Raw genomic sequence first — 25,767 nt, 5'->3', positions numbered from 1 at the left:
CGGTGAGAGCAATGGCGGAGGATACGAGATTCGAACTCGTGAGGGGTTGCCCCCAACACGCTTTCCAAGCGTGCGCCCTAGGCCACTAGGCGAATCCTCCGCGGCAAACAATACAAGACGTTGAAGGGTGCTCGCGAACACGATCCCCGGCGGGGGGTCGGGAAGGGGAACGGGTGGACTTGATCCGGTGGGGATCGGCTAAGGTGGGCACCAGCCCCTCACGTGGCGCTATCTGACTGAACTCCCCCAGGGCCGGAAGGCAGCAAGGGTAGGTCGGCTCTGGCGGGTGCGTGGGGGGCCCTTGCGTTTCCGGGGGCCTTGCGGGTTCCCGGTGCCTTCCGTGGCGCGGGGTCGTCGGTCTCCGGTGGTGTGCCCGGGCCGGGCCCGGTTGTCGGTCCGCCCCGATAACCTCGTATGTGTGTCGTCCCTTGCGCTGTACCGCCGCTACCGCCCCGAGTCGTTCGCCGAGGTCATCGGGCAGGAGCATGTCACTGACCCGCTGCAGCAGGCCCTGCGGAACAACCGGGTCAATCACGCGTACCTGTTCAGTGGTCCGCGCGGCTGCGGGAAGACGACCAGTGCGCGCATCCTCGCCCGCTGTCTGAACTGCGAGCAGGGGCCCACGCCGACTCCCTGCGGGGAGTGCCAGTCCTGCCGGGACCTCGCGCGCAACGGGCCGGGATCGATCGATGTCATCGAGATCGACGCCGCATCGCACGGTGGCGTGGACGACGCCCGTGATCTGCGGGAGAAGGCGTTCTTCGGACCCGCGTCGAGTCGTTACAAGATCTACATCATCGACGAGGCGCACATGGTCACGCCGGCGGGGTTCAACGCCCTGCTGAAGGTGGTCGAGGAGCCGCCGGAGCACCTCAAGTTCATCTTTGCGACCACCGAGCCCGAGAAGGTCATCGGCACGATCCGGTCGCGCACGCATCACTACCCGTTCCGCCTCGTGCCGCCGGGGACGCTGCGCGAATATCTCGCCGAGGTCTGCGGCAAGGAGAACAGCTACGTCGAGGACGGCGTGCTGCCTCTGGTCGTGCGGGCCGGTGCCGGATCCGTGCGTGACTCGATGTCCGTGATGGACCAGCTGCTGGCGGGAGCGGGCGACGACGGTGTGACCTACGCCATGGCGACGTCGCTCCTCGGCTACACGGACGGCTCGCTGCTCGACTCCGTCGTGGACGCGTTCGCGGCGGGCGACGGGGCAGCGGCGTTCGAAGTGGTGGACCGGGTGATCGAGGGAGGCAACGACCCACGGCGCTTCGTCGCCGACCTGCTGGAGCGGCTGCGCGACCTGGTGATCCTGGCCGCCGTGCCGGACGCCGGGGAGAAGGGCCTCATCGACGCGCCCGCCGACGTGGTCGAGCGGATGCAGGCCCAGGCGTCCGTCTTCGGCGCCGCCGAGCTGAGCCGCGCCGCCGACCTGGTCAACGAAGGGCTCACGGAGATGCGCGGGGCGACCTCGCCGCGCCTCCAGGTCGAGCTGATCTGCGCCCGGGTGCTGCTGCCCGCGGCCTTCGACGACGAGCGTTCGCTGCAGGCCCGGCTGGACCGGCTGGAGCGCGGTGCCTCCTTCGCGGCCGCCGGGGCGGGCCCCGCCCTGGGGTACGTACCGGGGCCGGAGGCACAGGCGCATGCGCCCGTGGCCACGGCGGCGCCGGGTGACGGGGTCGCTGCGGCGCGCGCCGCCGTACGCGGAGACGTCCCCGAGGCCGCGCCGGCCGGCGCTTCCGTCGCACCCCCTGCCGTGTCCGCGCCGCCCGCGCCGTACGCCGCGCCCGCTGCTGCCGCCCCCGCCGCCCCCGCTCCGCAGCCTCCCGCCGAGGCTCCCGCCGGCGGGCAGCGTCCCGGGGCATGGCCCGCCGCGGCAGCGCCGGAGTCCGGGCGCCGTCCCGGTGGCTGGCCGACCGCCTCCGCTCCGGGACAGGCACCGGCCCCCGCCGCCCCCGCCCCCGCTCCTGCCCCGGTTCCCGCGGCCGCCGTTCCCGGTGCGGCCCAGCCCGGTCCGGGCATGGCGCAGGGCTCGGCCCAGGTGCGGAACATGTGGCCGGACATCCTGGAGGCCGTGAAGAACCGGCGCCGGTTCACCTGGATCCTGCTCAGTCAGAACGCGCAGGTCACCGGCTTCGACGGCACCACCCTGCAGATCGGCTTCCTCAACGCCGGCGCCCGCGACAACTTCGCGAGCAGCGGCAGCGAGGACGTGCTCAAGCAGGCCCTCGCCGAGCAGTTCAACATGCAGTGGAAGATCGAGGCGATCGTCGACCCGTCGGGCGGCGCGGGACAGCCCCCGCAGACCGGTGGCGGCCGTCCGTCCGCCCCCCCGGTGCAGCAGCGCCCGGCCGCACCCGCCCCGCAGCAGTACGAGTCCCGGCCCGCACCGGCCCCGCACCAGCAGCCGAACGCCGCCCCTGCCGCGGCACCCGCCCCGCAGTCGCACGCCGCCCCCGAGCCGCCGCGTTCGGTCGCCCCGGAGGACGACACCCCGGAGGCGGACGACCCGGATCTGGTCGACTCGGCGCTCTCCGGCCATGACCTGATCGTCCGGGAGCTGGGCGCCACGGTCGTCGAGGAGTTCACCAACGAGTAGCGCTCCTCGGACAGCCCGCGGCACGCCCCGCAGGCCGTCCACGGAGCGGCTTCCGTCAAGGCCGCCGCGCCCCGGCGGCTAGGCTGCACCCCGTGAAGGTCCTCGTCATCGGCGGCGGCGCCCGCGAACACGCCCTGTGCCGCTCTCTCTCCCTCGACCCCGAGGTCACCGCTCTGTACTGCGCGCCCGGCAATGCCGGCATCGCAGAGGTGGCCGAACTGCACCCGGTCGACGCACTCGACGGCGACGCCGTCGCGCGCCTCGCCACCGAACTGGGCGCCGAGCTGGTGGTCGTCGGCCCCGAGGCTCCGCTCGTCGCCGGGGTCGCGGACGCCGTGCGCGCAGCCGGCATCCCCTGCTTCGGGCCCTCCCGTGAGGCGTCCCAGCTGGAGGGCTCCAAGGCGTTCGCCAAGGACGTGATGGCCGGCGCAGGTGTCCCCACCGCCCGCAGCTACGTCTGCACCACCCCCGCGGAGATCGACTCCGCCCTCGATGCCTTCGGCGCCCCGTACGTCGTCAAGGACGACGGCCTCGCCGCCGGCAAGGGCGTCGTCGTCACGGACGACGTCGCGACCGCCCGCGCCCACGCGCTGGCCTGCGAACGTGTGGTCATCGAGGAGTTCCTCGACGGCCCCGAGGTGAGCCTCTTCGCGATCACGGACGGCACCACCGTGCTGCCGCTCCAGCCCGCCCAGGACTTCAAGCGCGCCCTCGACGACGACGAGGGCCCGAACACCGGCGGCATGGGCGCGTACTCCCCGCTTCCGTGGGCCGACCCCAAGCTGGTCGACGAGGTCATGGAGACGGTCCTCCAGCCGACCGTCGACGAACTCCGCCGCCGCGGCACCCCGTTCTCCGGGCTGCTGTACGCGGGTCTCGCGATCACCTCGCGCGGCGTCCGCGTCATCGAGTTCAACGCCCGCTTCGGCGACCCGGAGACCCAGGTGGTCCTGGCCCGGCTGAAGACCCCGCTGGCCGGTGTCCTGCTGGGCTCCGCCAACGGCACCCTCGACCAGCTCCCCCTGCTCAAGTGGCGCGACGACGCCGCGGTCACCGTGGTCATCGCCTCGCACAACTACCCGGACACGCCGCGGACGGGTGACCCGATCGAGGGCCTCGACGACGTGGCGGCGCAGGACGCCCCGCATGCGTACGTCCTGCACGCCGGGACCAGGCGCGAAGGCGACACGATCGTCAGCGCGGGCGGCCGTGTGCTGTCCGTGACCGCGACCGGCAAGGACCTCGCCGACGCGCGTGAGCGCGCCTACACGGCGGCCGCCCGGATCCGGCTCGACGGCTCGCAGCTGCGTACGGACATCGCCCGGAAGGCCGCCGGAGCCTGACCGGAGGCCGGGAGACCTTCGCGCTCCCGGCCGACCCCACACATCGCGCCCCCTCCGGCCCCCGGCCGGAGGGGGCGCGGCCATGCCGCCCGAGCCCCGGCCGGGCGGATGAGCAGCTGCCGCCCGGGCGCCCGGGCGGCCACCGCGACCCCCTCGACCGGCTGCCGCGCGACCGGCCCCCGCCCGCCGCCGGCGACGGCTCCGGCCGGCCCGCCCGAGCCCCTTTGCCGCATGGACACCGGCACGTCAGCACCTTTGCCCAAAGCCATTCCATCGAGTGACGGCTAGGCCATCCGGATGACGTTCGTCGAGGCCCCAACTAGGGTGCGGCGCAAGCGTTCCGGCACTTGGCCCACCGGCATTGCGATGTCAGTGACGGGTGCCACAGTGGGGGAGTGAGCAATACCGCCGCGGGGGCAGAGGGGGTGACGTCCGGCTGTGTCCGGTACCGGTACTGGTGAGGAGCTGGGTGTGCAGGCTGCGCGCACCCGAGCTCTCGCCCTGCTGCGCATCCGCAGCAGGGCCACGGCCGCGGCCCTGCTGCCGGCGGCGGTTGCCGTCGTGCTGCTCGTCGCGGCCGCGCAGGGCCGTATCGGCGGCAGCGGCTGGGACACCGCGCGCTGGGTGGTGACGGCGTGCGCGGTGGTCGTGCTGCTGGGCGCTGCTGCGGTCTCGGTCGCGATCGTACGAGCGAGACCGGCGGTCAGCCCGACCGTCCCGCTCACGGAGCAGGCCGCCCCCGATCTCTACCGGCTGGTCCGGGACCTCGCCGACCGGCTCGGCGTGCCCGCACCGTCGGCGATAGCCCTCACGCCCGACTGCGACAGCTGGCTGGAGGACCGCACCCATCCCTCCGCGCAGCCTGCCGGGAACGCCGCGGGCGCCCGGTGGAGCGCCGCCTCCGGCGGCCGTCGGCGCCGGGTGCAGGCGGCGCCTGTGCTGGTCATCGGCTCGCCGTTCCTGTGGTGGATGCGGGTCGCGGAACTACGGGCGGTGCTCGCCCCCGTCGTCGCGGGCACGGGCCCCTCCGCCCACCCCGACATAGCCGCCGCCCGCCGTTTCGTACGGGGGCTGGACGGCGCGGTCGCCGACGCGGCCGCCCCCGCCCCGGGACCGCTCGCGAAGCTGCGCAGGCTGCCGCGCGTCTTTGTCGGCTGGATCGCCCGGCTGCTGCTGCGCAGCTGCCGTGGCCATGCCGCCGCGATGGAACGGGGCGTTGCCGCCGCCGCGTCCGAGCGTGCACAGGCTGTGGATTACGGGCTGCGGATCGCAGCCCAGGAGCAGGTCGGCCTCGCCTACGCGGGCTGGGACCGGCTGCTCACCCGGGTCGCGCTGCCCGCCTGGCGGATGGGCCGCTGGCCGTCCCGGCTCGACGCGGGTGTCGTCTCCGCCCTCACGGAGCTGTCCCGGCGCGACCGGCTCGCCGAGGGCTTCGCGTCACGGCTCGGCGAGCGCCCCGCCTGCGACCTCTTGGAGGAGCCCGGTGCGGCCGACGAGGCGGCCTCGCTGCTGGCTGCCCGGCTCTTCCACGGCGGTCCCGCGGAGGCCGGTCCCGACTGGTCCCCGGTCGACTGGCAGCAGTATCCGGACGAGGTCGTCGACCGGAAGTGGCGCGCCGAGGCGGCCCGTCTGCTGCGTGTCCTGGACGCAGTGGGTGTGCCGCCCGCGCCGACGGCCGAAGGACTGAGCGAGGCGTCCGTGGGGGCCACGGAAGCCGGGTCGGTCGGTGCGGCCCGGGCGGCCAGGGCGCGCAGCGCCGATCCTGTCGCCGTGCCCACGCTCGCCCGGGTCGTGGAGCATCTCGCCGGCCCGGGCGGACGGGGCGAGGAGCTCGCGGCCGGGATCAGCGCCGCGGTGGCCCGCGAGGAGGCCGCAGCCCCTCAGCACCTGCCCACGGGTTCGCCCCCCGGAGCCGCCGGAGACCCCGGAGGCGATGACATGCTCGACTTCTGGGGTCCCGCCCCTCTCCCGCTCTTCCCGCTCCAGCCGCCGCGTACGGGTACGGAGCTGCTCGCCGACCACGTCGCGGCGATGGTCTGCTGCGCCGCCGTGGACACGGCGGGCGCGACGCCCGGCCTCGACTGGCTCGACGGGCCGGCCCTCCTGGTCGACGGCGAGCGCCGGGCGGATCTGGGCAGTCCGGTCCTCAGCCTGGTCGAGGACGGGGACGCCGGACCGCTCCGATCCTGGCTCGCCTCGGTCGGCGTCCGCACCGACAAACCCGTCCGTCTCGTGTGACACAGGGACCCACCCCGGCACCATCAACATCCGGAAGGGTGGGTTCCGTTCACGTCAATTCACGACGAACGGTGACGGAGTGCATGCGTTATGTGATGTGCTGGGGATCGGCGCTGACAGCGGCGGCATCACAGGCTGACACGCGGCGCGTGCACATGGCACACCACAGTCGGCACACCACAGTTGTCTCGGGGGACTCGAGGGAGGTAGCGATATGGGGGCGGAGCAGATTCGCCGGTGGGAATCGGGTGCCCTCGCGCACGCCGTCTCCGACCCCTTCGGTCAGGGTCCGCTGCCCTGGCTGCGCGGCAGCGAGAACTACTTCGACGACACCGGCCAGGTCGTCCCCTGGTACGCCGATCTCGCCCTGGCCCGCGGCACCGGCGGCGGCACCCGTACCGCCGACGACGTGCACCGCCAGATCAAGGGCTTCATCTCGACCGGCGCCGCGGCCCCCGGCGAGGCGATCGACTTCCACATCACCGTCGACCCGCCCCAGCAGTTCTCCGTGGACATCTACCGGATCGGTCACTACGGGGGCGACGGCGCCGCCAAGATCACCACCAGTCCGCGGCTCTCCGGCATCGTCCAGCCGCCCCCGCTCGCCGCCGACCGCACCGTCTCCTGCCACCACTGGTGGCTGTCCTGGCGGCTGCAGATCCCTGCCTACTGGTCGATCGGCGCCTATGTCGCCGTCCTCACCACGGCCGACGGATACCGCTCCCACATCCCGTTCACGGTCCGCGACGACCACCCGGCCGATCTGCTGCTCGTCCTGCCGGACATCACCTGGCAGGCGTACAACCTCTATCCCGAGGACGGCCGCACCGGCGCGAGTCTCTACCACGCCTGGGACGAGCAGGGCCGGCTCCTGGGCGAGGAGGACGCCGCGGTCACCGTCTCCTTCGACCGCCCGTACGCAGGCGCCGGCCTGCCGCTCCACGTCGGCCACGCCTACGACTTCATCCGCTGGGCCGAGCGGTACGGCTACGACATCGCGTATGCCGACACCCGCGATCTGCATGCCGGCCGGGTCGACCCCGGGCGCTACCGGGGCCTGGTCTTCCCGGGCCACGACGAGTACTGGTCCGTGCCGATGCGCCGCACCGCGGAGGCCGCCCGGGACGGCGGGACCTCGCTCGTCTTCCTCTCCGCCAACACCATGTACTGGCAGGTCAGCCTCGCCCCCTCGCCGTCCGGGGTACCGGACCGGCTGCTCACCTGCCGCAAGCGCCGTGGCCCGGGGAAGCCCGCGCTCTGGCGCGAGGTCGACCGGGCCGAGCAGCAGCTCCTCGGCATTCAGTACGCGGGCCGGGTCCCCGACCCGCACCCCCTGGTCGTGCGGAACGCGCAGCACTGGCTCTGGGACGCGACCGGGGCCGGCGAGGGCGACGAGATCGACGGCCTGGTGGCGGGCGAGGCCGACCGCTACTTCCCGCGGACCACGCTCCCCGAGCACGAGAACCGCATCCTGCTCGCCCACTCCCCGTACCAGGACAGCGAAGGTGTGACACGCCACCAGGAGACGTCCCTCTACCGGGCCCCCTCGGGCGCCCTCGTCTTCGCCTCCGGCACGTTCGCCTGGTCCCCGGCGCTGGACCGTCCCGGCCATGTGGACACCCGCATCCAGCGGGCCACCGCCAATCTCCTCGACCGCATCTGCAAACGCGCCTGACGGACATCCGCACATACGCCCGAGCGGCGCGATGCGGCCGCCCCACGCCGCCCCGCTCCACCCCCGCTCCACGTCACCCACCCGGATACGGGACAATCGGAACGACTCCTGGATCAACCTACGCGGAGGCAGCGTGTCCGGATTTGTAGAAAAGCCCGAACCTGTGGTGGTCCCCGGACTCACCCACCTCCACACCGGCAAGGTGCGCGACCTGTACCGGAACGAGGCGGGCGACCTCGTGATGGTCGCCAGCGACCGCATGTCCGCGTACGACTGGGTCCTGCCCACCGAGATCCCCGACAAGGGCCGCGTCCTCACCCGGCTCTCGCTGTGGTGGTTCGACCAGCTCGCCGATCTCGTCCCGAACCACGTCCTGTCCACGGAGCTCCCCGCCGGAGCCCCGGAGGACTGGGCCGGCCGGACGCTGATCTGCAGGTCGCTGCGGATGGTCCCGGTCGAGTGCGTCGCCCGTGGCTATCTGACCGGCTCGGGCCTCGTCGAGTACAACGCGTCCCGTACGGTCTGCGGCCTCGCCCTTCCCGAGGGCCTCGTCGACGGCTCCGAACTCCCGGCACCGATCTTCACGCCCGCCACCAAGGCGGCCGTCGGCGACCACGACGAGAACGTGTCGTACGAGGAAGTGGCCCGTGAAGTCGGCGCGGAGACCGCCTCCCAACTGCGCCGGACGACTCTGGACGTCTACGGCCGCGCCCGGGACATCGCCCGTGAGCGCGGCATCATCCTCGCGGACACGAAGTTCGAGTTCGGCTTCGACGGTGATGAGCTGATCATCGCGGACGAGGTGCTGACCCCGGACTCGTCCCGTTTCTGGCCGGCCGCCGCCTGGGAGCCGGGCAGGGCCCAGCCCTCGTACGACAAGCAGTTCGTGCGCGACTGGCTGACCTCGCCGGCCTCCGGCTGGGACCGTACGAGCGAGCAGCCGCCCCCGGCCCTGCCGCAGGAGATCGTCGAGGCGACCCGGTCGAAGTACCTGGAGGCGTACGAACTCCTCACCGGCACCACCTGGCAGTAGGACACGAAGAAGGCCCCGGTCACGAGGACCGGGGCCTTCTTGCGTGGAGCGAACGACGAGGTTCGAACTCGCGACCTCAACCTTGGCAAGGTTGCGCTCTACCAGCTGAGCTACGTTCGCATGCGCCGAAGCGCGAGACCAACTATACCCACGCTCGCTCCCGTACGAGACGCACCGCCGCATGTCGGTTCTCCGCGCCGAGCTTCGAGGCGGCCGCGGAGAGGTGGTTCCGCACGGTTCCCCGCGACAGTGACGCCCGTTCCGCGATCTCCGCGACAGGCGCCCCGTCCGCCGCCAGTTCCAGCCCGTCGGCCTCGCGCACGGTCAGCGGAGAGTCCCCGGCGAAGATCACGCCGACGGCCAACTCCGGGTCCACAGACCGGTTTCCGGCATGCACGGCAGGGATGATGCCGGCCGGCCACGAGCGCCGTCCGTCTTCGGCACGAACGCCCGCACGCCCGCCGCGAGCGCCCGCTTCAGATGCCCGCGTCGGCCGTGACCGGTTGCGATCATGATCCGGCAGCCGGGCGGTTCGGCCCGCAGTGATGTGGCCACGCTCACACCGTCCGTGCCCGGCATCTGCAGATCGAGCACCGCCACATGCAGTTCGCTCAGCGTCTCCTGCAGCCGGTGCGGGTGCGGATCCCGGTCCGCCGGCCGCCGGACGCGGACCGAAGCTGTAGCGGCAGCCGCGGCGCGGCGATCCCGTCAGGCAGTCCGAACCGGATCCGGGCCGGACGGACGCCGTCGCCTCTGGCGGGCGTGCCCGCCACCACGGTCCGGCCCCGGTGCATGATCGCCGGCCGGCCGGCGGGCGATTCCGTCTCTTCCAGGTGGTGCCGGGTGAGCGCGGGCTGTCGCCACTGTTCGGGACAAGCGTCATGGGCGGTTATGGAGTGGGGCGCCGGAATACGACGAAGGCCCTGGTCGATATCGACCAGGGCCTTCACACGATCAAGAGCGGACGACGAGATTCGAACTCGCGACCCTCACCTTGGCAAGGTGATGCTCTACCAACTGAGCCACGTCCGCATTGCTGCCGCTCGGCTTTCACCGGGCGGTGCGAGCACCACTCTACCTGATCCACCGGAGTGGTCTGAAAGAGCGATGCAGAGCGGGTGACAGGAATTGCACACTGCGCCTTCCCCCTGGAAGGGGGATGTTCTGCTACTGAACTACACCCGCACGCTGCGTGAGGTCCGGCCTTTCGGCCTCGCCCCTCGGCGTGCTCCAGACTCTAGCCGAACTGATGGGGTGTCGCGCAAGTCGGTGCCCGCGGGGTGTCGTCGCAGGTGCGCTCGGGTGACGTCCCCTCGCACCTCGCGGGTCGTTTCCCGGCCGCCCCTCAACTCGCTTCACGGAACGCCTCGTAGACCTTCTTGGGGATCCGGCCGCGGGCCGGCACCTCCATCTGGTGGGACCGGGCCCAGGCGCGCACGGCCGCCGGGTCGGGTGCGAGCGCGGTGTGCCGGTACGACACGGGGGTCCTGCCGTGCTTGCCGGTTTTTGTCTGCTTACGGCCTGCCGCCATGTACGGGGCCAGGACCTTGCGCAGTTTCTTTGCATTGGACGGATTCAGGTCGATCTCGTACGACTTCCCGTCCAGGGCGAAGGTAACCGTTTCCGCCGCTGCTCCCCCGTCGATGTCGTCGGAGAGCGTGACCACTACGCGCTGAGCCACGGATATTGGTCCTTTCCTACGGCATCCGCGCATCTGACATGGGCTGATGTCGGCCTTCTGGCTGTCAGGCGGATGCAGGTCGACCGGTGTCGACTGTTTAGGGGCAATGTTGCTTTCCCTGCTAATCATTTGTACAGCGGTTGGCGCCGCATTGTGAAGCCCGGCCAATTACCTCCGCGTGTCCGCCTTCTCCGCGTGATCCTGTGAGGATTTTTTTCGTAGGACATTCCCTGCGTGTTGGCACGCCCGATATCTCGGTGTGATCATGGCCGGCGATATCTACCCGCGTAGAATTTCTGGCCAGGTAAGCTGAGGTCACCTGCGGGGGTCTGGGGAGCCCCCCGGAGAAACAGCCGCACCACACCACCACCGGGAGTGCCAGTGGCACGCGTCGTAGTCGACGTCATGCTCAAGCCGGAGATCCTCGACCCGCAAGGACAGGCGGTGCAGCGTGCGCTGCCCCGTCTCGGCTTCGAGGGAATCGCGGACGTACGTCAGGGAAAGCGTTTCGAGCTCGAGGTCGAGGGGCCGGTCGACGACGCCGCCCTCAGCCGCATTCATGAGATGGCGGAGACGTTCCTCGCCAACACCGTCATCGAGGACTTCACCGTGAAGGTGGAGAAGGCCGAGGAGTCGAAGTGACTGCTCGTATCGGAGTCGTCACCTTCCCCGGCACGCTCGACGACCAGGACAGCCTGAGGGCCGTACGGGTCGCGGGCGCCGAACCCGTATCGCTGTGGCACCGCGACAAGAACCTGCACCAGGTCGACGCGGTCATCCTGGCGGGCGGCTTCTCCTACGGCGACTATCTGCGGGCCGGAGCCATCTCCCGGTTCTCGCCGGTCATGGAGACCGTCATCGAGCAGGCGAAGGCCGGAATGCCGGTCCTCGGTATCTGCAACGGCTTCCAGATTCTGACCGAGGCGCATCTGCTGCCCGGCGCGATGCTGCGCAACAATCACCTGCACTTCATCTGCCGCGACCAGAAGCTGCGCGTCGAGAACGCGGAGACCGCCTGGACCTCGGACTACTCCGCGGGCCAGGAAATCTCCGTACCGCTCAAGAACATGGACGGGCGTTACGTCGCCGACGAGCGCGTCCTCGACGAGCTGGAGGCGGAGGGCCGGGTCGCCTTCCGCTACCTGGACGTGAACCCCAACGGTTCGCTGCGCGACATCGCCGGCATCACCAACGCCGCGGGCAACGTCGTCGGCCTGATGCCGCACCCGGAGCACGCCGTCGAGCCGCTGATCGGAACCGGTCGCACCGACGGTCTCGGTTTCTTCACCTCGATCATCAAGAAGCTGGTCAACGCATGAGCCTGGATACGGTCAAGCACGCGGCCGAGACCCCGGACACGGCGCAGCCCTGGAAGGAGCTCGGCCTCAAGGAGGACGAGTACGCCCGGATCCGCGAGATCCTGGGCCGCCGTCCCACCGGCGCCGAGCTCGCCATGTACTCCGTGATGTGGTCCGAGCACTGCTCCTACAAGAGCAGCAAGGTCCATCTCAAGCAGTTCGGCGAGAAGGTCCCGGCCAACGACGCGATGCTCGTCGGCATCGGCGAGAACGCCGGTGTGGTCGACGTCGGTCAGGGTTACGCGGTCACCTTCAAGGTCGAGTCGCACAACCACCCCTCGTACATCGAGCCCTACCAGGGCGCGGCCACCGGCGTCGGCGGCATCGTCCGCGACATCCTCGCCATGGGCGCCCGCCCCGTCGCGGTCGTCGACCCGCTGCGGTTCGGTGCGGCCGACCACCCCGACACCAAGCGGGTCCTGCCCGGCGTCGTCGCGGGCATCGGCGGGTACGGCAACTGTCTCGGCCTGCCGAACATCGGCGGCGAGGTCGTCTTCGACGCCTGCTACCAGGGCAACCCGCTCGTCAACGCCGGCTGCATCGGTGTGATGAAGCACGAGGACATCCACCTCGCCCAGGCCTCCGGCCCCGGCAACAAGGTGATCCTCTACGGCGCCCGCACCGGCGGCGACGGCATCGGCGGCGTCTCGGTCCTGGCCTCGGAGACCTTCGAGTCGACCGGCCCGGCGAAGCGTCCGGCCGTCCAGGTCGGCGACCCGTTCCAGGAGAAGCTCCTGATCGAGTGCACCCTGGAGATCTTCGGCGAGAAGCTCGTCGCCGGTATCCAGGACCTCGGCGGCGCCGGCCTGTCCTGCGCCACCTCCGAGCTGGCCTCCGCCGGCTCCGGCGGTATGCGCGTCGAGCTGGACACCGTCCCGCTGCGCGACTCCTCCCTCTCGCCCGAGGAAATCCTCATGAGCGAGTCGCAGGAGCGCATGTGCGCGATCGTCGAGCCGCAGCACGTCGACCGCTTCCTGGAGATCTGCGAGAAGTGGGACGTCATCGCCACCGTCATCGGTGAGGTGACCGAGGGCTCGCAGCTGGAGATCTTCTGGCACGGCGAGCAGATCGTCGACGTGCCGCCGCGGTCCGTCGCGCACGAGGGCCCGACGTACCACCGCCCGTTCGCCCGCCCGTCCTGGCAGGACGCGCTGCAGGCCGACGACGCGAACAAGCTGGCCCGGCCGGCGAACGCGGCCGAGCTGCGCGAGCAGGTCCTCAAGCTGGTCGCCTCCCCGAACCAGGCCTCCAAGGCGTGGATCACGGACCAGTACGACCGGTTCGTGCAGGGCAACACCGTGCTCGCGATGCCCGAGGACGCCGGCATGGTCCGGATCGACGAGAAGTCGAACCTCGGCGTGGCCATGGCGACCGACGGCAACGGCCGGTACGCGAAGCTCGACCCGTACACCGGCGCGCAGCTCGCACTGGCGGAGGCGTACCGCAACGTCGCCACCTCCGGCGCCAAGCCGCTCGCCATCTCGGACTGCCTGAACTTCGGTTCGCCCGAGGACCCGGACGTCATGTGGCAGTTCGCCGAGGCCACCCGTGGTCTCGCGGACGGCTGCCTGGAGCTCGGCACCCCGGTCACCGGCGGCAATGTGTCGCTGTACAACCAGACCGGTGAGACGGCGATCCACCCGACGCCGGTCGTGGCCGTGCTCGGTGTGATCGACGACGTGACGCGGCGTACGCCGGTCGCCTTCAAGGAAGAGGGCCAGCTCCTCTACCTGCTCGGCGACACGCGTGAGGAGTTCGGCGGCTCGGCCTGGTCCGAGGTCGTCCACAACCACCTCGGCGGGCTGCCGCCCAAGGTCGATCTGGCCCGCGAGAAGCTGCTCGGCGAGATCCTGATCTCGGCGTCCCGCGACGGCATGGTCGACGCGGCGCACGACCTCTCCGACGGCGGTCTGATCCAGGCGGTCACCGAGTCCTGCCTGCGTGGCGGGAAGGGTGCCCGGCTGGTCGTGCCGGACGGTCTGGACGCGTTCACCTTCCTCTTCTCGGAGTCGGCGGGCCGCGCGGTCGTCTCGATTCCGCGCAGCGAGGAGCTCCGCTTCAACGACATGTGCGGGGCGCGGGGTCTGCCCGTCACCCGCATCGGTGTCGTGGACGGCGAGGAGATCGAGGTCCAGGGCGAGTTCAGCATCCCGCTGAGCGAGCTCCGTACGGCGCACGAAGCGACCATCCCGGGTCTGCTCGCCTGAGCCGGTTCCGTGTCAGCGCTTTGAGCGAAGCCCCCGTCCGGTCCACCGGGCGGGGGCTTCGTCATCGCGTGCGTCCCGGTGCCGGATCGGTCGGGCGGTGGTGAGTCGCAGCGTCACTGCGGCTCGGAGCACCGCCTGGGGTCCTCCACGACCGAGGCCGACCGGGGCACGGCGCCTGCCGACTGCCCGTAGGCTCGCTGCCATGCCGCCGTCCCAGAAGCGCGCCCGCCGCTACGACCTCGTCCGGACCCGCACCGCCGTGCAGGCGCAGTTCGCCCATGTCCGGGCGGCGGTCGGCACTCTGACGCAGGATCAGCTGGCTCTGCCGACCCGGCTCGGGGAGTGGACGGTGCGCGAGCTCGCCGCCCATCTGACGATGGCTGTCTCGAACGTCTGCCGGAACCTGGAGCTGCCGGAACCGCCCGGCGAGAAGCCCGAGCTCACGCTGCTGGAGTGGCCGTTCTCGACCGCCGGGCGGGCCGGCCGGATCGCCGACGACGCCGCGGCGCTCGCCACGGACCGCCCCGACCTCGACGCGTTGTACGCGGAGACCGCCGACCGGTTCGAGGCGGCGGTGCCGGGCGTGGCCGAGGACCGGCTGCTGCCGACCCGGGTGGGCGTGATGCGGCTGGGCGACTTCCTCGTCACCCGCACCGTCGAACTGGTCGTGCACACGGACGACCTGAACGCGGCGGCCGGGCTGGACATCCCGTACGACCGGCAGGCCCTCGCCGCCTGCACCCGGCTGCTCACCGACGCCCTTGCGGAGAAGGCGCCCGGCGGTTCGGTCGAGGTGCGCGTCCCGCCGTTCTCGGTCGTCCAGTGCGTCCAGGGTCCGAAGCACACCCGCGGTACGCCGCCCAATGTCGTCGAGACCGATCCGCTGACCTGGATCCGGCTCGCCACCGGGCGTACGCAGTGGTCCCGGGCGCTCGACGAGGCGAAAGTCAGCGCGAGCGGTGAGCGGGCCGACCTGAGCGACCTGCTGCCGCTGCTCCGCTGACGGAGGCGGGGGAACCGGACCGGACCCTCGCCCCGTCACAGGGCCATGTTCGGACAACGAATGACTGTCAGTGTCCTGGCTCTCCTCACCCTCACCGCGTGCGGTACGGAGCCGGGGTCCGACGACGGCAGCGGCACCGTACGGACCGACCAGCCTGTCATCGGCGTCCACTGGAACGTCGATGCGGTGACGGTCGGAGGGAAGAGGACCGTGGCCCCGGACGGCGCCCACGTCACGATCACGCCTGACGGCAGGGCCACCGGGAACTTCGGCTGCAACCACTTCACCGCCCCGGTCCGCGTGGACGGCGGCACGGTCACCGTGAAGCCGGCCACGACCACCGAGATGGGCTGCGAGAAAAATCTTCAGCAGTTCGAGCGGGCCCTGTCCAGCACGTTCAGCGGCAGACTCACCGCTGCTGTGACGGAGAAGGGCCTGACCCTGACCACGGCGAAGGGCGACACCATCGCCTTCACCTCGGAGCCTTCGGCCCCGCTCATCGGCACCACCTGGACCGTCACCGCTCTGGTCTCCGGCTCGGTCGCCTCGTCGCTGCCCGCCGGTGCGGAGAAGAAGGCGCGGCTGACCTTCGGCAAGGACGACTCCGTGGCGGGCAGCCCCGGCTGCAACCAGATCCGCGGCGCCGCGACGGTCTCCGGCGCGGGCATCACGTTCGGCCGGATCAACGGCACCAAGACGATGTGCCCGGATCCGCAGATGAAGGTGGAGCGTGCACTGCTCGCGATCCTGGACGGGCGGGCCACGTACCGGATCGATCACCGAACGCTGACCCTCACCGCGGCGAACGGCGAGGGCTTCAGCGCGACGGCACCCGCACCCGGGACGTGACACCCGCACCCGGGAGGTGGTTCAGGACCCCGTCGGGTACGGCAGCAGGCCGGCGTCCGTCCTCTCCCAGGACGCCCGCAGCTCGGCCAGCAGCGCCGGCTCGGCCTGCGCACGGTCCGCCTGTTCCCGCTGGTCATGGGCGAGCTGGAACAGCTGGTCGGCCCCTCCCTTGCCCCGGTAGTACTTCCAGTCGCCGCGCCGCAGCGCCCGCTCCCCGCGCACCCGCCAGAACAGGTCCCGCTCCTTCGGCTCCTCGCCCCTCAGCAGGTACCCGGCGAGGCTGATGCCGTCCAGCGGGTACGCGGGGTCCGGCCGCGCGCCGCCGAGCTCCAGCAGCGTCGCCGTCCAGTCCGGCGAGAACACCGGCAGACCGCTCACCTGGTGCGGGTCGATCCTGGCCGGCCAGCGCAGCACCGCCGGTACCCGGATGCCGCCCTCCTGCAGCGAGGACTTGTTCCCGGAGAGCGGCCATTGGTACGAGAACCGCTCGCCGCCGTTGTCGCTCGCGAAGAAGACCAGCGTGTCCTCCTCCTGGCCGGACCGCTCGAGTGCCTTCAGCACCTCGCCGACCGAGCGGTCCAGGTCCTCGACCATCTGCTTGTACTTCTCGACCGAACCCCCGTCCGCGTGGAACAGCCCGGCCAGGCCTCCGGCCCTGATCTTGCGGACGATCTCGGCGCTCTCGGCCGTGTCGCCCTCCGCGATCCACGGCCAGTGCGGGGTGGTGAAGTTCAGGTTGAGCAGCCACGGCCTGTCGTGGCCGCGTTGTACGTACGCGCTCGCCCGCTCGGTCAGAATCCGCGTGTAGTAGCGCAGGTCCTTGTACTCGGCGTCGCCCTCGAACAGGTCGTACTCGCCGCCGAGGCCGAGCTTGGAGTAGTACTCCAGCGCCCCGCCGAAGTTCCCGAAGAACTCGTCCCAGCCCGACCTGGTGGGGCTGTAGTCCGGCAGATAGCCGCAGTGCCACTTGCCGATCAGTGCGGTGCTGTATCCGACGCCGCGCAGCAGCGAGGCGAGCGTCGGATGGGTGGGTTCGAGGCCGACCGAGCGGTCCGCGATGGGCTCGGCGAGACCGCCCCTCGTACGGCCCGGATAGCGCCCGGTGTAGAGGCTGAACCGGGTGGGGGAGCAGGTCGCGGACCCGGCGTAGGCGTCCGTGAACCGCACGCCCTGGCGGCCCAGCCGGTCCAGGTTCGGGGTGTGGATGTGCGGGGAGCCGTACGAGGAGAGGTCGGCCCAGCCGAGGTCGTCGCCGAGGATGAAGAGGATGTTGGGCCGCCGGGAGTGCTTGCCGCGGGCCGCCCGGAAGGGCCGTTCCCGGGTGGCCTCCGGGTGGTCGCCGGCCTGGGCGGAAGCTGCCGGGGCGGCGGAGGCGGGTGTGGCCGCGGCGACCGGGATGCCGACGGCGGCGGTGGCGGCGGTGGCGCCGACGGCGGTCCCGAAGGCGCGCCGGGTCAGCGACGCCGAATCCGTTCCGTTGTTCGAGTTGCTTGCATCGCGAGAAGGCATGACTGCTCCAGGGCAGGGCTCGGCCGCGCACGGCGGGGCGGAGAGGGAAGGCCCGGACGAACCCGTCAGGCGTCAGGTGAGGACACGCGGACGCACGGCGGGTGCGGGTACGGGTGAGGGAGGCGGAGAGGGGAGGCGCCTGCGCAGGGAGCGGGGCTCAGGCCTGGCGCGAGGTGTGGCGCGTCGCGGACGTCAGGCGCAGCGACAGATGGCGCTCGCGACACGTCCCAGATCGACGTGGCGGCGCTCCACAAGCGTGACCGAGCGATCACCGAGGGGCTGCATGGGGCAGGAGCCTGCCAAGAGGGCATGCGCCTGTCAACGCCGGTCTCGCACTCCGGACGGCGCGCAACTCGCCCCGGACGGAGCGCCATGCACCTCCGGACCCGGCGCAGCGCCCCCGGTCGATGTGAGGCTCACCACGAAACGGGTGTTCGGCCGGCGCCCGCTTCGGCCCGTCGGCCGGCTTCCCGGCCGGGCTCCCGGGGCCGCCGCCCCTCATGACGCCCCTGGCCTGAACTCGCCGGTAGCCCCCGGAAGGCCGGGCCGCGACCGCCCCGCGGCCCCTCCCGGGCCGCCCCGTATCCCGCCCGAAAGGGGCAACCGTCACTGTCTGTGATCAGCCGATGCACCCGGCACACGCAGTCCCGGTGCTCGTCCCCGGCGCTCGGGCGAGGTGTCCCCAATTCGGACCGGTGGTCGATCTCGCCTACACTCGGTGGCGTGCCCCGTGGTGATGGACGACTCAACCACGACCTGCTCCCCGGAGAGAAAGGCCCCCAGGACGCTTGTGGCGTCTTCGGTGTCTGGGCTCCGGGTGAAGAGGTCGCCAAGCTCACCTATTTCGGACTGTATGCCCTGCAGCACCGTGGACAGGAGTCCGCGGGCATCGCAGTGAGCAACGGGTCCCAGATCCTGGTCTTCAAGGACATGGGACTGGTCTCGCAGGTCTTCGACGAAACGTCTCTGGGATCTCTCCAGGGCCATATCGCGGTCGGTCATGCCCGCTACTCCACCACCGGTGCCTCGGTGTGGGAGAACGCGCAGCCGACGTTCCGTGCCACTGCGCACGGCTCGATCGCCCTGGGTCACAACGGCAACCTGGTCAATACGGCCCAGCTCGCCGAGATGGTCGCCGACCTTCCCCGCAAGGACGGCCGCGCCACCCAGGTCGCCGCGACGAACGACACCGATCTGGTGACCGCTCTGCTCGCCGGCCAGACCGACGACGACGGCAAGCCGCTGACCATCGAGGAGGCCGCCGCCAAGGTGCTTCCCGACGTCAAGGGCGCCTTCTCGCTCGTGTTCATGGACGAACACACCCTCTACGCGGCCCGCGACCCGCAGGGCATCCGCCCGCTGGTCCTCGGCCGGCTGGAGCGCGGCTGGGTGGTGGCCTCCGAGTCCGCCGCCCTCGACATCTGCGGCGCCAGCTTCGTCCGTGAGATCGAGCCCGGCGAGCTCGTCGCCATCGACGAGAACGGCCTGCGCACCTCGCGCTTCGCGGAAGCGAAGCCCAAGGGCTGTGTCTTCGAGTACGTCTATCTGGCCCGCCCCGACACCGACATCGCCGGGCGGAACGTGTACCTCTCCCGGGTGGAGATGGGCCGCAAGCTGGCCGCCGAGGCCCCGGTCGAGGCCGATCTGGTCATAGCGACTCCGGAGTCCGGCACCCCCGCCGCCATCGGCTACGCGGAGGCCAGCGGCATCCCGTTCGGCGCCGGTCTGGTCAAGAACGCGTACGTCGGCCGGACCTTCATCCAGCCGTCCCAGACCATTCGCCAGCTGGGTATCCGCCTCAAGCTGAACCCGCTCAAGGAAGTCATCAAGGGCAAGCGCCTGGTGGTCGTCGACGACTCGATCGTCCGCGGCAACACGCAGCGCGCACTGGTCCGGATGCTCCGTGAGGCCGGAGCCGCCGAGATCCACATCCGGATCTCGTCCCCGCCGGTGAAGTGGCCCTGCTTCTTCGGTATCGACTTCGCGACCCGCGCCGAGCTGATCGCCAACGGCATGTCCGTCGACGAGATCTGCACGTCGATGGGGGCCGACTCGCTCGCGTACATCTCGCTCGACGCGATGATCGAAGCGACGACGATCGCCAAGCCGAACCTGTGCCGTGCCTGCTTCGACGGCGAGTACCCGATGGAGCTCCCGGACCCGGAGCTGCTCGGCAAGCAGCTGCTGGAGACCGAGCTGGCGGCGGGCCCCGCGGCCACCGCAGCGACCGACGCCCTGCGTCGTCCGTGACCGGCCAGGCACCCCAGCCCTGCCACCAGCCCCGTATTTCCACACGAAAGATCCCAGGCAATGTCTGAGACAACAGGTGCTTCCTACGCGGCAGCGGGCGTCGACATCGAGGCCGGTGACCGTGCCGTCGAGCTCATGAAGGAGTGGGTGAAGAAGACGCGGCGCCCCGAGGTCCTCGGCGGCCTCGGCGGTTTCGCCGGCCTCTTCGACGCCTCGGCGCTGAAGCGTTACGAGCGTCCGCTGCTCGCCTCCGCCACCGACGGCGTCGGCACGAAGGTCGACCTCGCCCGCCAGATGGGCGTGTACGACACGATCGGCCACGACCTCGTCGGCATGGTCGTCGACGACCTGGTCGTCTGCGGCGCCGAACCGCTGTTCATGACCGACTACATCTGCGTCGGCAAGGTGCACCCCGAGCGCGTCGCGTCCATCGTGAAGGGCATCGCCGAAGGCTGTGTCCTGGCGGGCTGCGCCCTGGTCGGCGGCGAGACCGCCGAGCACCCCGGTCTGCTCGGCCCGGACGACTTCGATGTCGCGGGCGCCGGTACGGGCGTCGTCGAGGCCGACCGGCTGCTCGGCCCGGACCGTATCCGTAAGGGTGACGCGGTCATCGCGATGGCGTCGTCCGGACTTCACTCCAACGGGTACTCGCTCGTCCGCCACGTCGTCTTCGACCGGGCCGGCTGGGCGCTGGACCGGGACGTCGAGGAGTTCGGCCGCACCCTCGGTGAGGAGCTCCTGGAGCCCACGAAGATCTACTCGCTGGACTGCCTGGCGCTGACCCGTACGACCGAGGTGCACGGCTTCAGCCACGTCACCGGCGGCGGTCTCGCCAACAACCTGGCCCGGGTCATCCCGGACGGTCTGCACGCCACGGTCGACCGCTCCACCTGGACGCCCGGTGCGGTCTTCGATCTGGTCGGCAAGGCCGGGCAGGTCGAGCAGCTGGAGCTGGAGAAGACGCTCAACATGGGCGTCGGCATGATCGCGATCGTCCCCGAGGGATCGGTGGACGCCGCGCTGACGACGCTGGCCGACCGCGGGGTCGACTCCTGGGTCGCCGGCGAGATCACGGAGCGCGGCGCGCACGCGACCGGCGCCGAGCTCACGGGTTCGTACGCGCGCTGAGACGCTGCGCCCTCGGCCGCCGGGCAGGTGTGAGGTCACGCCTGCCCGGCGACGTGGAGCAGTCGGCGGCACACCCGCCGGTCATGGACCGTCCGGCCGGACGGAGCCGCTGCAGCCGGACGCTGAGGATTCATTCGGACCGGGACAGCACAGAACCCGGTCCGGGCAGGCCCGGACCGGGTTGTTGTGTCAGCGCGAGGTCAAGCGCCGCGGCGCTGTGACGACGGACCGGACTGATCGTCCTCGTCCTCGTCCTCGTCGTCGTTGTACAGATCCGCGTACTGTGCGTACGGGTCATCTTCCTCGTCGTCGTCCTCGAACGGCTCTGCGTTCGGTGGCTGACTCGAAGGCGATGCGCCCAGCTCATTGGCCAGACGCGACAGGTCAGTCCCGCCGCTGCTGTACTTCAGCTGGCGGGCGACCTTTGTCTGCTTGGCCTTTGCCCGGCCGCGCCCCATGGCTCGACCCCCTCGGTGACGGGGCTCGACGGCCCCAGAGTCTTGACACGCGTTCATGTTTCAGGACGGACTCTCGGCAGAGAGACCGTGCCCGTAGGGCTTTAACGGTACCTGCTTCCGTGGCCATACGGTACGCCGCCCGCATCACACGCCCCGGAACAGGACCAGCAAGAAGCCCTGTCCTCGCTGGTCAACTGCGATTTTAACCTCTTCTTGGCATGCGACCCGCCGACCGGCGTGAGTCTTGTCTCGCAGGTCGGCGGATCGGTGGGCCCGTGGAGGCCGCGGACGGGAAGACGCCCGGTGAGGCTCTCGCGACCCTCGGTGACCGGATCAGCGGCGGCGCGCCTCGAACATCCGCTGCTCGGCGATCCGGTCGGCCGCTGCGGCCGGCGGAATGCCGTCTTCCTTCGCACGTGCGAATATGGCCAGCGTGGTGTCGAAGATCTTCGACGCCTTCGCCTTGCACCGGTCGAAGTCGAAGCCGTGCAGCTCGTCGGCGACCTGGATGACACCGCCCGCGTTCACCACGTAGTCGGGGGCGTACAGGATCGAACGGTCTGCGAGGTCCTTTTCGACGCCCGGATGCGCGAGCTGGTTGTTGGCCGCACCGCACACCACCTTGGCCGTGAGCACCGGAACGGTGTCGTCGTTCAGTGCCCCGCCGAGCGCGCACGGGGCGTAGATGTCGAGGCCCTCCGTACGGATCAGCGCGGCGGTGTCCGCGGCGACCGAGACCTCCGGGTGGAGTTCGGTGATCCGGCGCACCGACTCGTCCCGTACGTCCGTGATGACGACCTCGGCGCCGTCCGACAGAAGATGCTCGACGAGGTGGCGGCCGACCTTGCCGACGCCCGCGACCCCCACTTTTCGGCCACGCAGCGTCGGGTCCCCCCAGAGGTGCTGGGCCGAGGCCCGCATGCCCTGGAAGACGCCGAACGCGGTGAGGACCGAGGAGTCCCCGGCGCCGCCGTTCTCCGGGGAGCGGCCGGTGGTCCACCGGCACTCGCGCGCGATGACGTCCATGTCGGCGACATACGTGCCGACGTCGCAGGCGGTCACGTAACGCCCGCCGAGCGAGGCCACGAACCGGCCGTACGCCAGCAGCAGTTCCTCGGTCTTGATCTTCTCGGGGTCGCCGATGATGACGGCCTTGCCGCCACCGTGGTCGAGACCGGCCATGGCGTTCTTGTACGACATGCCGCGCGCCAGGTTCAGCGCATCCGCGACGGCCTCCTCCTCGGAGGCGTACGGATAGAAGCGGGTGCCGCCCAGGGCCGGGCCCAGGGCGGTGGAGTGGATGGCGATGACGGCCTTGAGGCCGCTGGCACGGTCCTGGCAGAGCACGACTTGCTCGTGGCCCCCCTGATCCGAGTGGAACAGGGTGTGCAGGACGCCGTCGGTCACATCGGTCACTGTGGTGACTCCCAAGTACGAAGCGGCGGAAGACCCTCCTGAAGGTGGGGAGGGTCCCGGACCGACCGGTGCGGCCGGTCCGGCTTGGGCAAGAGCGTAAGTCCTGCGGAGACGCAGATCTGTTCCAGTGCTGAGGATCACCCCCTGGCGGAGTACGGGCGTGACACGATTTGCTCCATGTCGGTGGAGTCTTCGGTGCTCGTCCCCTACGCGTCCTATCTCCGGGTCTACGAACCGCTGGCCGCCTTCCCGGAACCGGAGCGCGCCCACTGGGCCCGGTACGCGGGGCGTGCCCGCATTCCCACGGCCCAGGACGAACTGCGGCGTTCGCTGGCGGACTTGGTGGCCACCCCGCCGGTGGGGGTGCCGGTGCACGAGAGCGGGGACGCGTTCGTCGCCGAGGTGGACGGTGTGGTCTGCGTCTGTCCGTGGCGGACCCGGCTGCGCGGCTGGCTGGCGCTGGAGGAGCTGGCGGAGATGTTCCCGGCCCCGGTGCTGGACGCGGTGCTGCCGCCGGTGGTGCGCGGGCAGGCGGTCGCGGACCACGAGCGGTGGGCGGAGCGCAATCCGGACGCCCGGCCGTGGATCCGGACCACGGTGTGGCAGGTCCCCGTGCGCTGGTTCGTTCTTTTCTCCGACGAGGAGCGGGAGCACGCCGAGGCGGATGCCGAGGGGGAGGCGCCGGTGCTGCGCTACCGGACCCCGATGGTGCAGGCGCGGCGCCGGCTGGCCCGGGCGCTGAAGGCGCTGCGCGAGAGCGCCGACGAGGGCCCGCTGACCGAAGGGCTGGTGGACGTGGGGCGCTGGCTGGAGGAGTTCCATCCGCGCGCACTGGTCGAGCTGGACTACGGCGGCCTCGTGCACACCCTGTCGGCGAAGCAGCTCGCGGAGGACCGGTCGGCGCTGGACGTAGCCGAGGGCATCGCGGCGCTCCAGGCCGGCGACACCGAGAAGGCGGGCGAGGCGTACGGGCGGCTGGCCGAGCGGTGGCGGGCCGTGAGGGACCGTCAGTTCGCCAACTGACCCCGATCGAGTCCGGCCGGGCCTCCGACCGGGTCCGGCAGGACCGGGCCTGAACCGTTGTTCCGCGTGACGCGTGAGAGTGGTGGGGGCCAAGGGGCGGGGGTGCGATCCTGTGGCCTTAGGACCTACGTCCCGAACCGGGCCTTTGACTCAAGGGTGACGGATAGCACTAACGGGGCTCTTGCGCCCTTCCCTACTCCTCGTGCCAAAATAGGACAAGGAGTCCGGGGAGGACTTCATCCGTCCAAGTATGGGCGGAATACTCAGCATTGCACGCTATGGGGGGTCTGATGGCTCCTGATCGCTCTGTGACTGATCGTCACGGTGGTGTGACTGTCCGCTATGGCATGGTCCATCGGCTTCCGTCGCTGATGAACACCTGGGAGGGCAATTCCATCGGTTTGGCCGACGCGGCTGGACGGATGGTGTAGTTGTAGTGCCGAGGACAAGCCGTTCGTCCTATAACCGACTCGGCCCGCGTCCGCCATTTCGGGCAACGTGGGCCAAGGTGCAGAATTTAGAGGAAAGAACCGAGATGGTTCGGTTCTCCCGAGGAGGCCGCTCATGACCGCTCGCACCCCTGATGCCGAGCCGCTGCTGACCCCGGCTGAGGTTGCCACGATGTTCCGCGTGGACCCGAAGACGGTCACCCGTTGGGCCAAAGCAGGCAAGCTCACGTCCATCCGCACGCTCGGTGGACATCGCCGGTACCGCGAGGCAGAGGTCCGCGCACTGCTTGCGGGTATTCCGCAGCAGCGCAGCGAGGCCTGACACACCCCCTGTCGCCGCGCCACAACCGGGCTGCCCGGGTCCCCCAACCCGTGTTCGCCCACCCATAGCTCCACACGACGGGCGCTCGCCCCAACGGGCGCCATTCCTGTGCAATACGGGTAAGTCGTTTTGATCGCGCTGGACTCCGCCGGGTCCAGCGCGATCTTTTTTGTGCCCGCGCGGACGGGCGGCGGGCCCGGGATCAGTCCGGGATCAGTCCGGGACCGGCCCGGGACCGGCCCGGGACCGGCCGGGACCGGCCTGCCCCCAGCCCGGGACCGGCCTGGGATCAGCCTGGGGATCGGCTGCGCGGCGGCTTGTCGCCGGCTGTCGTGCGGGTCTGTTCGACCCTGTCGGAGGGGCCCGAAGCGCTCTCCCGGCGGTCCCGTGATGACCCCGTCCGGGGGGTGCAATTGCACATATTAAATTCGCCAGTTGTAGGAAGGGTGTAAAGTGACCCTTTCTCAAAACACTTTCAGTGACTCCCGTCACATGGCCCTGGTCTTGCCAAGGCCGATCCCGGCACTGCGCGGAAGTGGAATTCGCGGCCATCGGTCACGGGGCGACGGGACTTCCGCTTTCGGCCCTCGCCCCGCCGGCCGGTGCGTCGGGGCCGTGGGCGGACGCGGCGATGACGGCGGTGTCCGGAACGGCCGCTGACGCACCGCCGGGTAAGCCGGGCGGTGCGGAGGAGGGAGAGGGGCCGGCGGCCGTCGTGGGCTCCATGGGCTCTGTGGCGGCCGCCACGGGGGCGTTCGCCGCCGTGAGGCCGCCGGCGGACTGCAGGAAGTCGGCGGAGGGTTCCATGGCGTCGTCGGAGGGTTCCATGGCGAGCCGCAGGAGCCGGTGGCAGATCGGGCAGTGCCGGGTGAGATGTCGGTAGCCGGAAGCGGCCGCCAGGTGTGCGCGCAGCAGTGCGCGGGTCTCGTGCCTCGCTGTGGATGCAGCCATCCGCGCCACCTCCCGGTGGAACGCGCCGCCCCGCGCCGAGGAACAGGGGCAGCCCCTGTTGTCTGAGTACTCGTTGGCAGTTGCCGGAGTCAAGACACGCGAAAGCCCGGATCCTTGGGGATCCGGGCTTTCGTTACTGCGGTCCTGACGGGATTTGAACCCGCGGCCTCCACCTTGACAGGGTGGCGAGCACTCCAAACTGCTCCACAGGACCAGGTTTTCGCGGCCGCCTTGCGGCTGCCTGCGAAAACAGACTGTACAGGAGTTTGGAGGCTCTG

General features: G+C 70.8%; 19 protein-coding genes, 5 tRNA genes, 1 other RNA gene and 1 pseudogene. 15 read left to right on the top strand and 11 right to left on the bottom strand.

What is annotated here, in order from left to right; genetic code table 11:
* Positions 1-12 precede the first annotated feature (12 nt).
* Positions 13-100, bottom strand: a tRNA-Ser gene (locus LRD69_RS15125).
* Between the two features lie 109 nt (positions 101-209).
* On the opposite strand from LRD69_RS15125, the gene ffs reads away from it, so the two are divergent.
* The 6 genes from ffs (at position 210) to LRD69_RS15095 (ending at position 8,885) form a co-directional block, all read left to right on the top strand.
* Positions 210-306, top strand: an RNA gene (ffs, locus tag LRD69_RS15120) — signal recognition particle sRNA small type.
* A 112-nt stretch (positions 307-418) separates the two neighbouring features.
* Positions 419-2,596 carry a DNA polymerase III subunit gamma and tau gene (locus tag LRD69_RS15115; protein WP_277327085.1) on the top strand — a complete coding sequence of 726 codons (2,178 nt, stop codon included), beginning with the start codon at positions 419-421 and terminating at the stop codon, positions 2,594-2,596.
* 92 nt (positions 2,597-2,688) lie between these two features.
* Positions 2,689-3,939, top strand: a complete 1,251-nt coding sequence (gene purD, locus LRD69_RS15110) for a phosphoribosylamine--glycine ligase (RefSeq protein WP_277327084.1) — start codon at positions 2,689-2,691, stop codon at positions 3,937-3,939.
* A 438-nt stretch (positions 3,940-4,377) separates the two neighbouring features.
* Positions 4,378-6,177 carry a hypothetical protein gene (locus LRD69_RS15105; protein ID WP_277327083.1) on the top strand — a complete coding sequence of 600 codons (1,800 nt, stop codon included), beginning with the start codon at positions 4,378-4,380 and terminating at the stop codon, positions 6,175-6,177.
* Between the two features lie 214 nt (positions 6,178-6,391).
* Positions 6,392-7,852 (top strand): N,N-dimethylformamidase beta subunit family domain-containing protein, encoded by a 1,461-nt coding sequence (locus tag LRD69_RS15100; RefSeq protein WP_277327082.1) that lies wholly within the window; start codon positions 6,392-6,394, stop codon positions 7,850-7,852.
* A 133-nt stretch (positions 7,853-7,985) separates the two neighbouring features.
* Positions 7,986-8,885, top strand: coding sequence for a phosphoribosylaminoimidazolesuccinocarboxamide synthase (locus LRD69_RS15095; RefSeq protein ID WP_277327081.1), 900 nt, complete (start codon positions 7,986-7,988; stop codon positions 8,883-8,885).
* A 44-nt stretch (positions 8,886-8,929) separates the two neighbouring features.
* Here the strand turns inward: LRD69_RS15095 and LRD69_RS15090 are convergent.
* The 5 genes and pseudogenes from LRD69_RS15090 to LRD69_RS15065 form a co-directional block, all read right to left on the bottom strand.
* Positions 8,930-9,005, bottom strand: a tRNA-Gly gene (locus LRD69_RS15090).
* A 22-nt stretch (positions 9,006-9,027) separates the two neighbouring features.
* Positions 9,028-9,485 (bottom strand): annotated as a pseudogene (locus LRD69_RS15085) (response regulator transcription factor); the annotation flags it as partial.
* A 359-nt stretch (positions 9,486-9,844) separates the two neighbouring features.
* Positions 9,845-9,917: transfer RNA gene (locus tag LRD69_RS15075), tRNA-Gly, on the bottom strand.
* A gap of 81 nt (positions 9,918-9,998) precedes the next feature.
* A tRNA-Gly gene (locus LRD69_RS15070) sits at positions 9,999-10,070 on the bottom strand.
* A 160-nt stretch (positions 10,071-10,230) separates the two neighbouring features.
* Complete coding sequence (locus tag LRD69_RS15065) at positions 10,231-10,566, bottom strand: Lsr2 family protein (protein WP_277327080.1); 336 nt, start codon at positions 10,564-10,566, stop codon at positions 10,231-10,233.
* A gap of 381 nt (positions 10,567-10,947) precedes the next feature.
* Here LRD69_RS15065 and purS point away from each other — a divergent pair, with 381 nt between their 5' ends.
* The 5 genes from purS to LRD69_RS15040 all read left to right on the top strand — a co-directional run bounded on the left by purS (position 10,948) and on the right by LRD69_RS15040 (position 15,983).
* Positions 10,948-11,208: a phosphoribosylformylglycinamidine synthase subunit PurS gene (gene purS / locus LRD69_RS15060; protein WP_176729353.1), complete on the top strand. Its 261-nt coding sequence runs from the start codon at positions 10,948-10,950 to the stop codon at positions 11,206-11,208.
* Positions 11,205-11,885 carry a phosphoribosylformylglycinamidine synthase subunit PurQ gene (gene purQ, locus LRD69_RS15055; RefSeq protein WP_277327079.1) on the top strand — a complete coding sequence of 227 codons (681 nt, stop codon included), beginning with the start codon at positions 11,205-11,207 and terminating at the stop codon, positions 11,883-11,885. Before purS ends, purQ begins: the two co-directional genes overlap by 4 nt.
* Positions 11,882-14,131 carry a phosphoribosylformylglycinamidine synthase subunit PurL gene (purL, locus tag LRD69_RS15050; protein ID WP_277327078.1) on the top strand — a complete coding sequence of 750 codons (2,250 nt, stop codon included), beginning with the start codon at positions 11,882-11,884 and terminating at the stop codon, positions 14,129-14,131. Before purQ ends, purL begins: the two co-directional genes overlap by 4 nt.
* 202 nt (positions 14,132-14,333) lie before the next feature.
* Complete coding sequence (locus LRD69_RS15045; protein ID WP_277327077.1) at positions 14,334-15,134, top strand: maleylpyruvate isomerase family mycothiol-dependent enzyme; 801 nt, start codon at positions 14,334-14,336, stop codon at positions 15,132-15,134.
* A gap of 60 nt (positions 15,135-15,194) precedes the next feature.
* On the top strand, positions 15,195-15,983 hold the full coding sequence (locus LRD69_RS15040; RefSeq protein ID WP_277327076.1) for an META domain-containing protein: 789 nt from the start codon (positions 15,195-15,197) through the stop codon (positions 15,981-15,983).
* Positions 15,984-16,004: 21 nt separating this feature from the next.
* Here the strand turns inward: LRD69_RS15040 and LRD69_RS15035 are convergent, their stop codons facing one another.
* Positions 16,005-17,492 carry a sulfatase-like hydrolase/transferase gene (locus tag LRD69_RS15035; protein WP_277327075.1) on the bottom strand — a complete coding sequence of 496 codons (1,488 nt, stop codon included), beginning with the start codon at positions 17,490-17,492 and terminating at the stop codon, positions 16,005-16,007.
* A 723-nt stretch (positions 17,493-18,215) separates the two neighbouring features.
* Between LRD69_RS15035 and purF the strand changes: the two genes are divergently transcribed.
* Positions 18,216-19,742: an amidophosphoribosyltransferase gene (gene purF, locus LRD69_RS15030; RefSeq protein WP_277327074.1), complete on the top strand. Its 1,527-nt coding sequence runs from the start codon at positions 18,216-18,218 to the stop codon at positions 19,740-19,742.
* Positions 19,743-19,802: 60 nt separating this feature from the next.
* The gene (purM, locus tag LRD69_RS15025) at positions 19,803-20,870 is read left to right on the top strand and encodes a phosphoribosylformylglycinamidine cyclo-ligase (protein ID WP_277327073.1); all 1,068 of its coding nucleotides are present in this window, start codon (positions 19,803-19,805) and stop codon (positions 20,868-20,870) included.
* Positions 20,871-21,070: 200 nt separating this feature from the next.
* On the opposite strand, the gene LRD69_RS15020 is transcribed toward purM, so the two are convergent.
* Both LRD69_RS15020 and LRD69_RS15015 read right to left on the bottom strand, forming a co-directional pair.
* Positions 21,071-21,328 carry a DUF3073 domain-containing protein gene (locus tag LRD69_RS15020; protein WP_030929682.1) on the bottom strand — a complete coding sequence of 86 codons (258 nt, stop codon included), beginning with the start codon at positions 21,326-21,328 and terminating at the stop codon, positions 21,071-21,073.
* Positions 21,329-21,661: 333 nt separating this feature from the next.
* Complete coding sequence (locus LRD69_RS15015; RefSeq protein WP_277327072.1) at positions 21,662-22,744, bottom strand: Glu/Leu/Phe/Val dehydrogenase dimerization domain-containing protein; 1,083 nt, start codon at positions 22,742-22,744, stop codon at positions 21,662-21,664.
* Positions 22,745-22,921: 177 nt separating this feature from the next.
* Here LRD69_RS15015 and LRD69_RS15010 point away from each other — a divergent pair, with 177 nt between their 5' ends.
* Both LRD69_RS15010 and bldC read left to right on the top strand, forming a co-directional pair.
* Positions 22,922-23,767 (top strand): hypothetical protein, encoded by an 846-nt coding sequence (locus LRD69_RS15010; RefSeq protein WP_277327071.1) that lies wholly within the window; start codon positions 22,922-22,924, stop codon positions 23,765-23,767.
* A 564-nt stretch (positions 23,768-24,331) separates the two neighbouring features.
* Positions 24,332-24,538 carry a developmental transcriptional regulator BldC gene (bldC, locus tag LRD69_RS15005; RefSeq protein WP_003949541.1) on the top strand — a complete coding sequence of 69 codons (207 nt, stop codon included), beginning with the start codon at positions 24,332-24,334 and terminating at the stop codon, positions 24,536-24,538.
* A 555-nt stretch (positions 24,539-25,093) separates the two neighbouring features.
* On the opposite strand, the gene LRD69_RS15000 is transcribed toward bldC, so the two are convergent.
* Complete coding sequence (locus LRD69_RS15000; protein WP_277327070.1) at positions 25,094-25,489, bottom strand: DUF6274 family protein; 396 nt, start codon at positions 25,487-25,489, stop codon at positions 25,094-25,096.
* A gap of 139 nt (positions 25,490-25,628) precedes the next feature.
* Positions 25,629-25,703 (bottom strand) — tRNA-Asp (locus LRD69_RS14995).
* Between the last annotated feature and the right edge of the window lie 64 nt (positions 25,704-25,767).

It is taken from the genome of Streptomyces sp. JH14, assembly GCF_029428675.1.
GTDB lineage: Bacteria > Actinomycetota > Actinomycetes > Streptomycetales > Streptomycetaceae > Streptomyces.
Note: the sequence above shows the minus strand (reverse complement) of the source record. Positions and strands in the feature narration are given on the sequence as shown.

What these genes read in the sequence shown, in the direction of transcription:
- LRD69_RS15045 (WP_277327077.1), top strand. Translation starts at nt 14,334, where the DNA reads ATGCCGCCGTCCCAGAAGCGCGCCCGCCGCTACGACCTCGTCCGGACC.
- LRD69_RS15040 (WP_277327076.1), top strand. Translation starts at nt 15,195, where the DNA reads ATGACTGTCAGTGTCCTGGCTCTCCTCACCCTCACCGCGTGCGGTACG.
- LRD69_RS15020 (WP_030929682.1), bottom strand. Translation starts at nt 21,328, where the DNA reads ATGGGGCGCGGCCGGGCAAAGGCCAAGCAGACAAAGGTCGCCCGCCAG.
- LRD69_RS15100 (WP_277327082.1), top strand. Translation starts at nt 6,392, where the DNA reads ATGGGGGCGGAGCAGATTCGCCGGTGGGAATCGGGTGCCCTCGCGCAC.
- LRD69_RS15010 (WP_277327071.1), top strand. Translation starts at nt 22,922, where the DNA reads ATGTCGGTGGAGTCTTCGGTGCTCGTCCCCTACGCGTCCTATCTCCGG.
- LRD69_RS15000 (WP_277327070.1), bottom strand. Translation starts at nt 25,489, where the DNA reads ATGGCTGCATCCACAGCGAGGCACGAGACCCGCGCACTGCTGCGCGCA.
- purL (WP_277327078.1), top strand. Translation starts at nt 11,882, where the DNA reads ATGAGCCTGGATACGGTCAAGCACGCGGCCGAGACCCCGGACACGGCG.
- bldC (WP_003949541.1), top strand. Translation starts at nt 24,332, where the DNA reads ATGACCGCTCGCACCCCTGATGCCGAGCCGCTGCTGACCCCGGCTGAG.
- purM (WP_277327073.1), top strand. Translation starts at nt 19,803, where the DNA reads ATGTCTGAGACAACAGGTGCTTCCTACGCGGCAGCGGGCGTCGACATC.
- LRD69_RS15035 (WP_277327075.1), bottom strand. Translation starts at nt 17,492, where the DNA reads ATGCCTTCTCGCGATGCAAGCAACTCGAACAACGGAACGGATTCGGCG.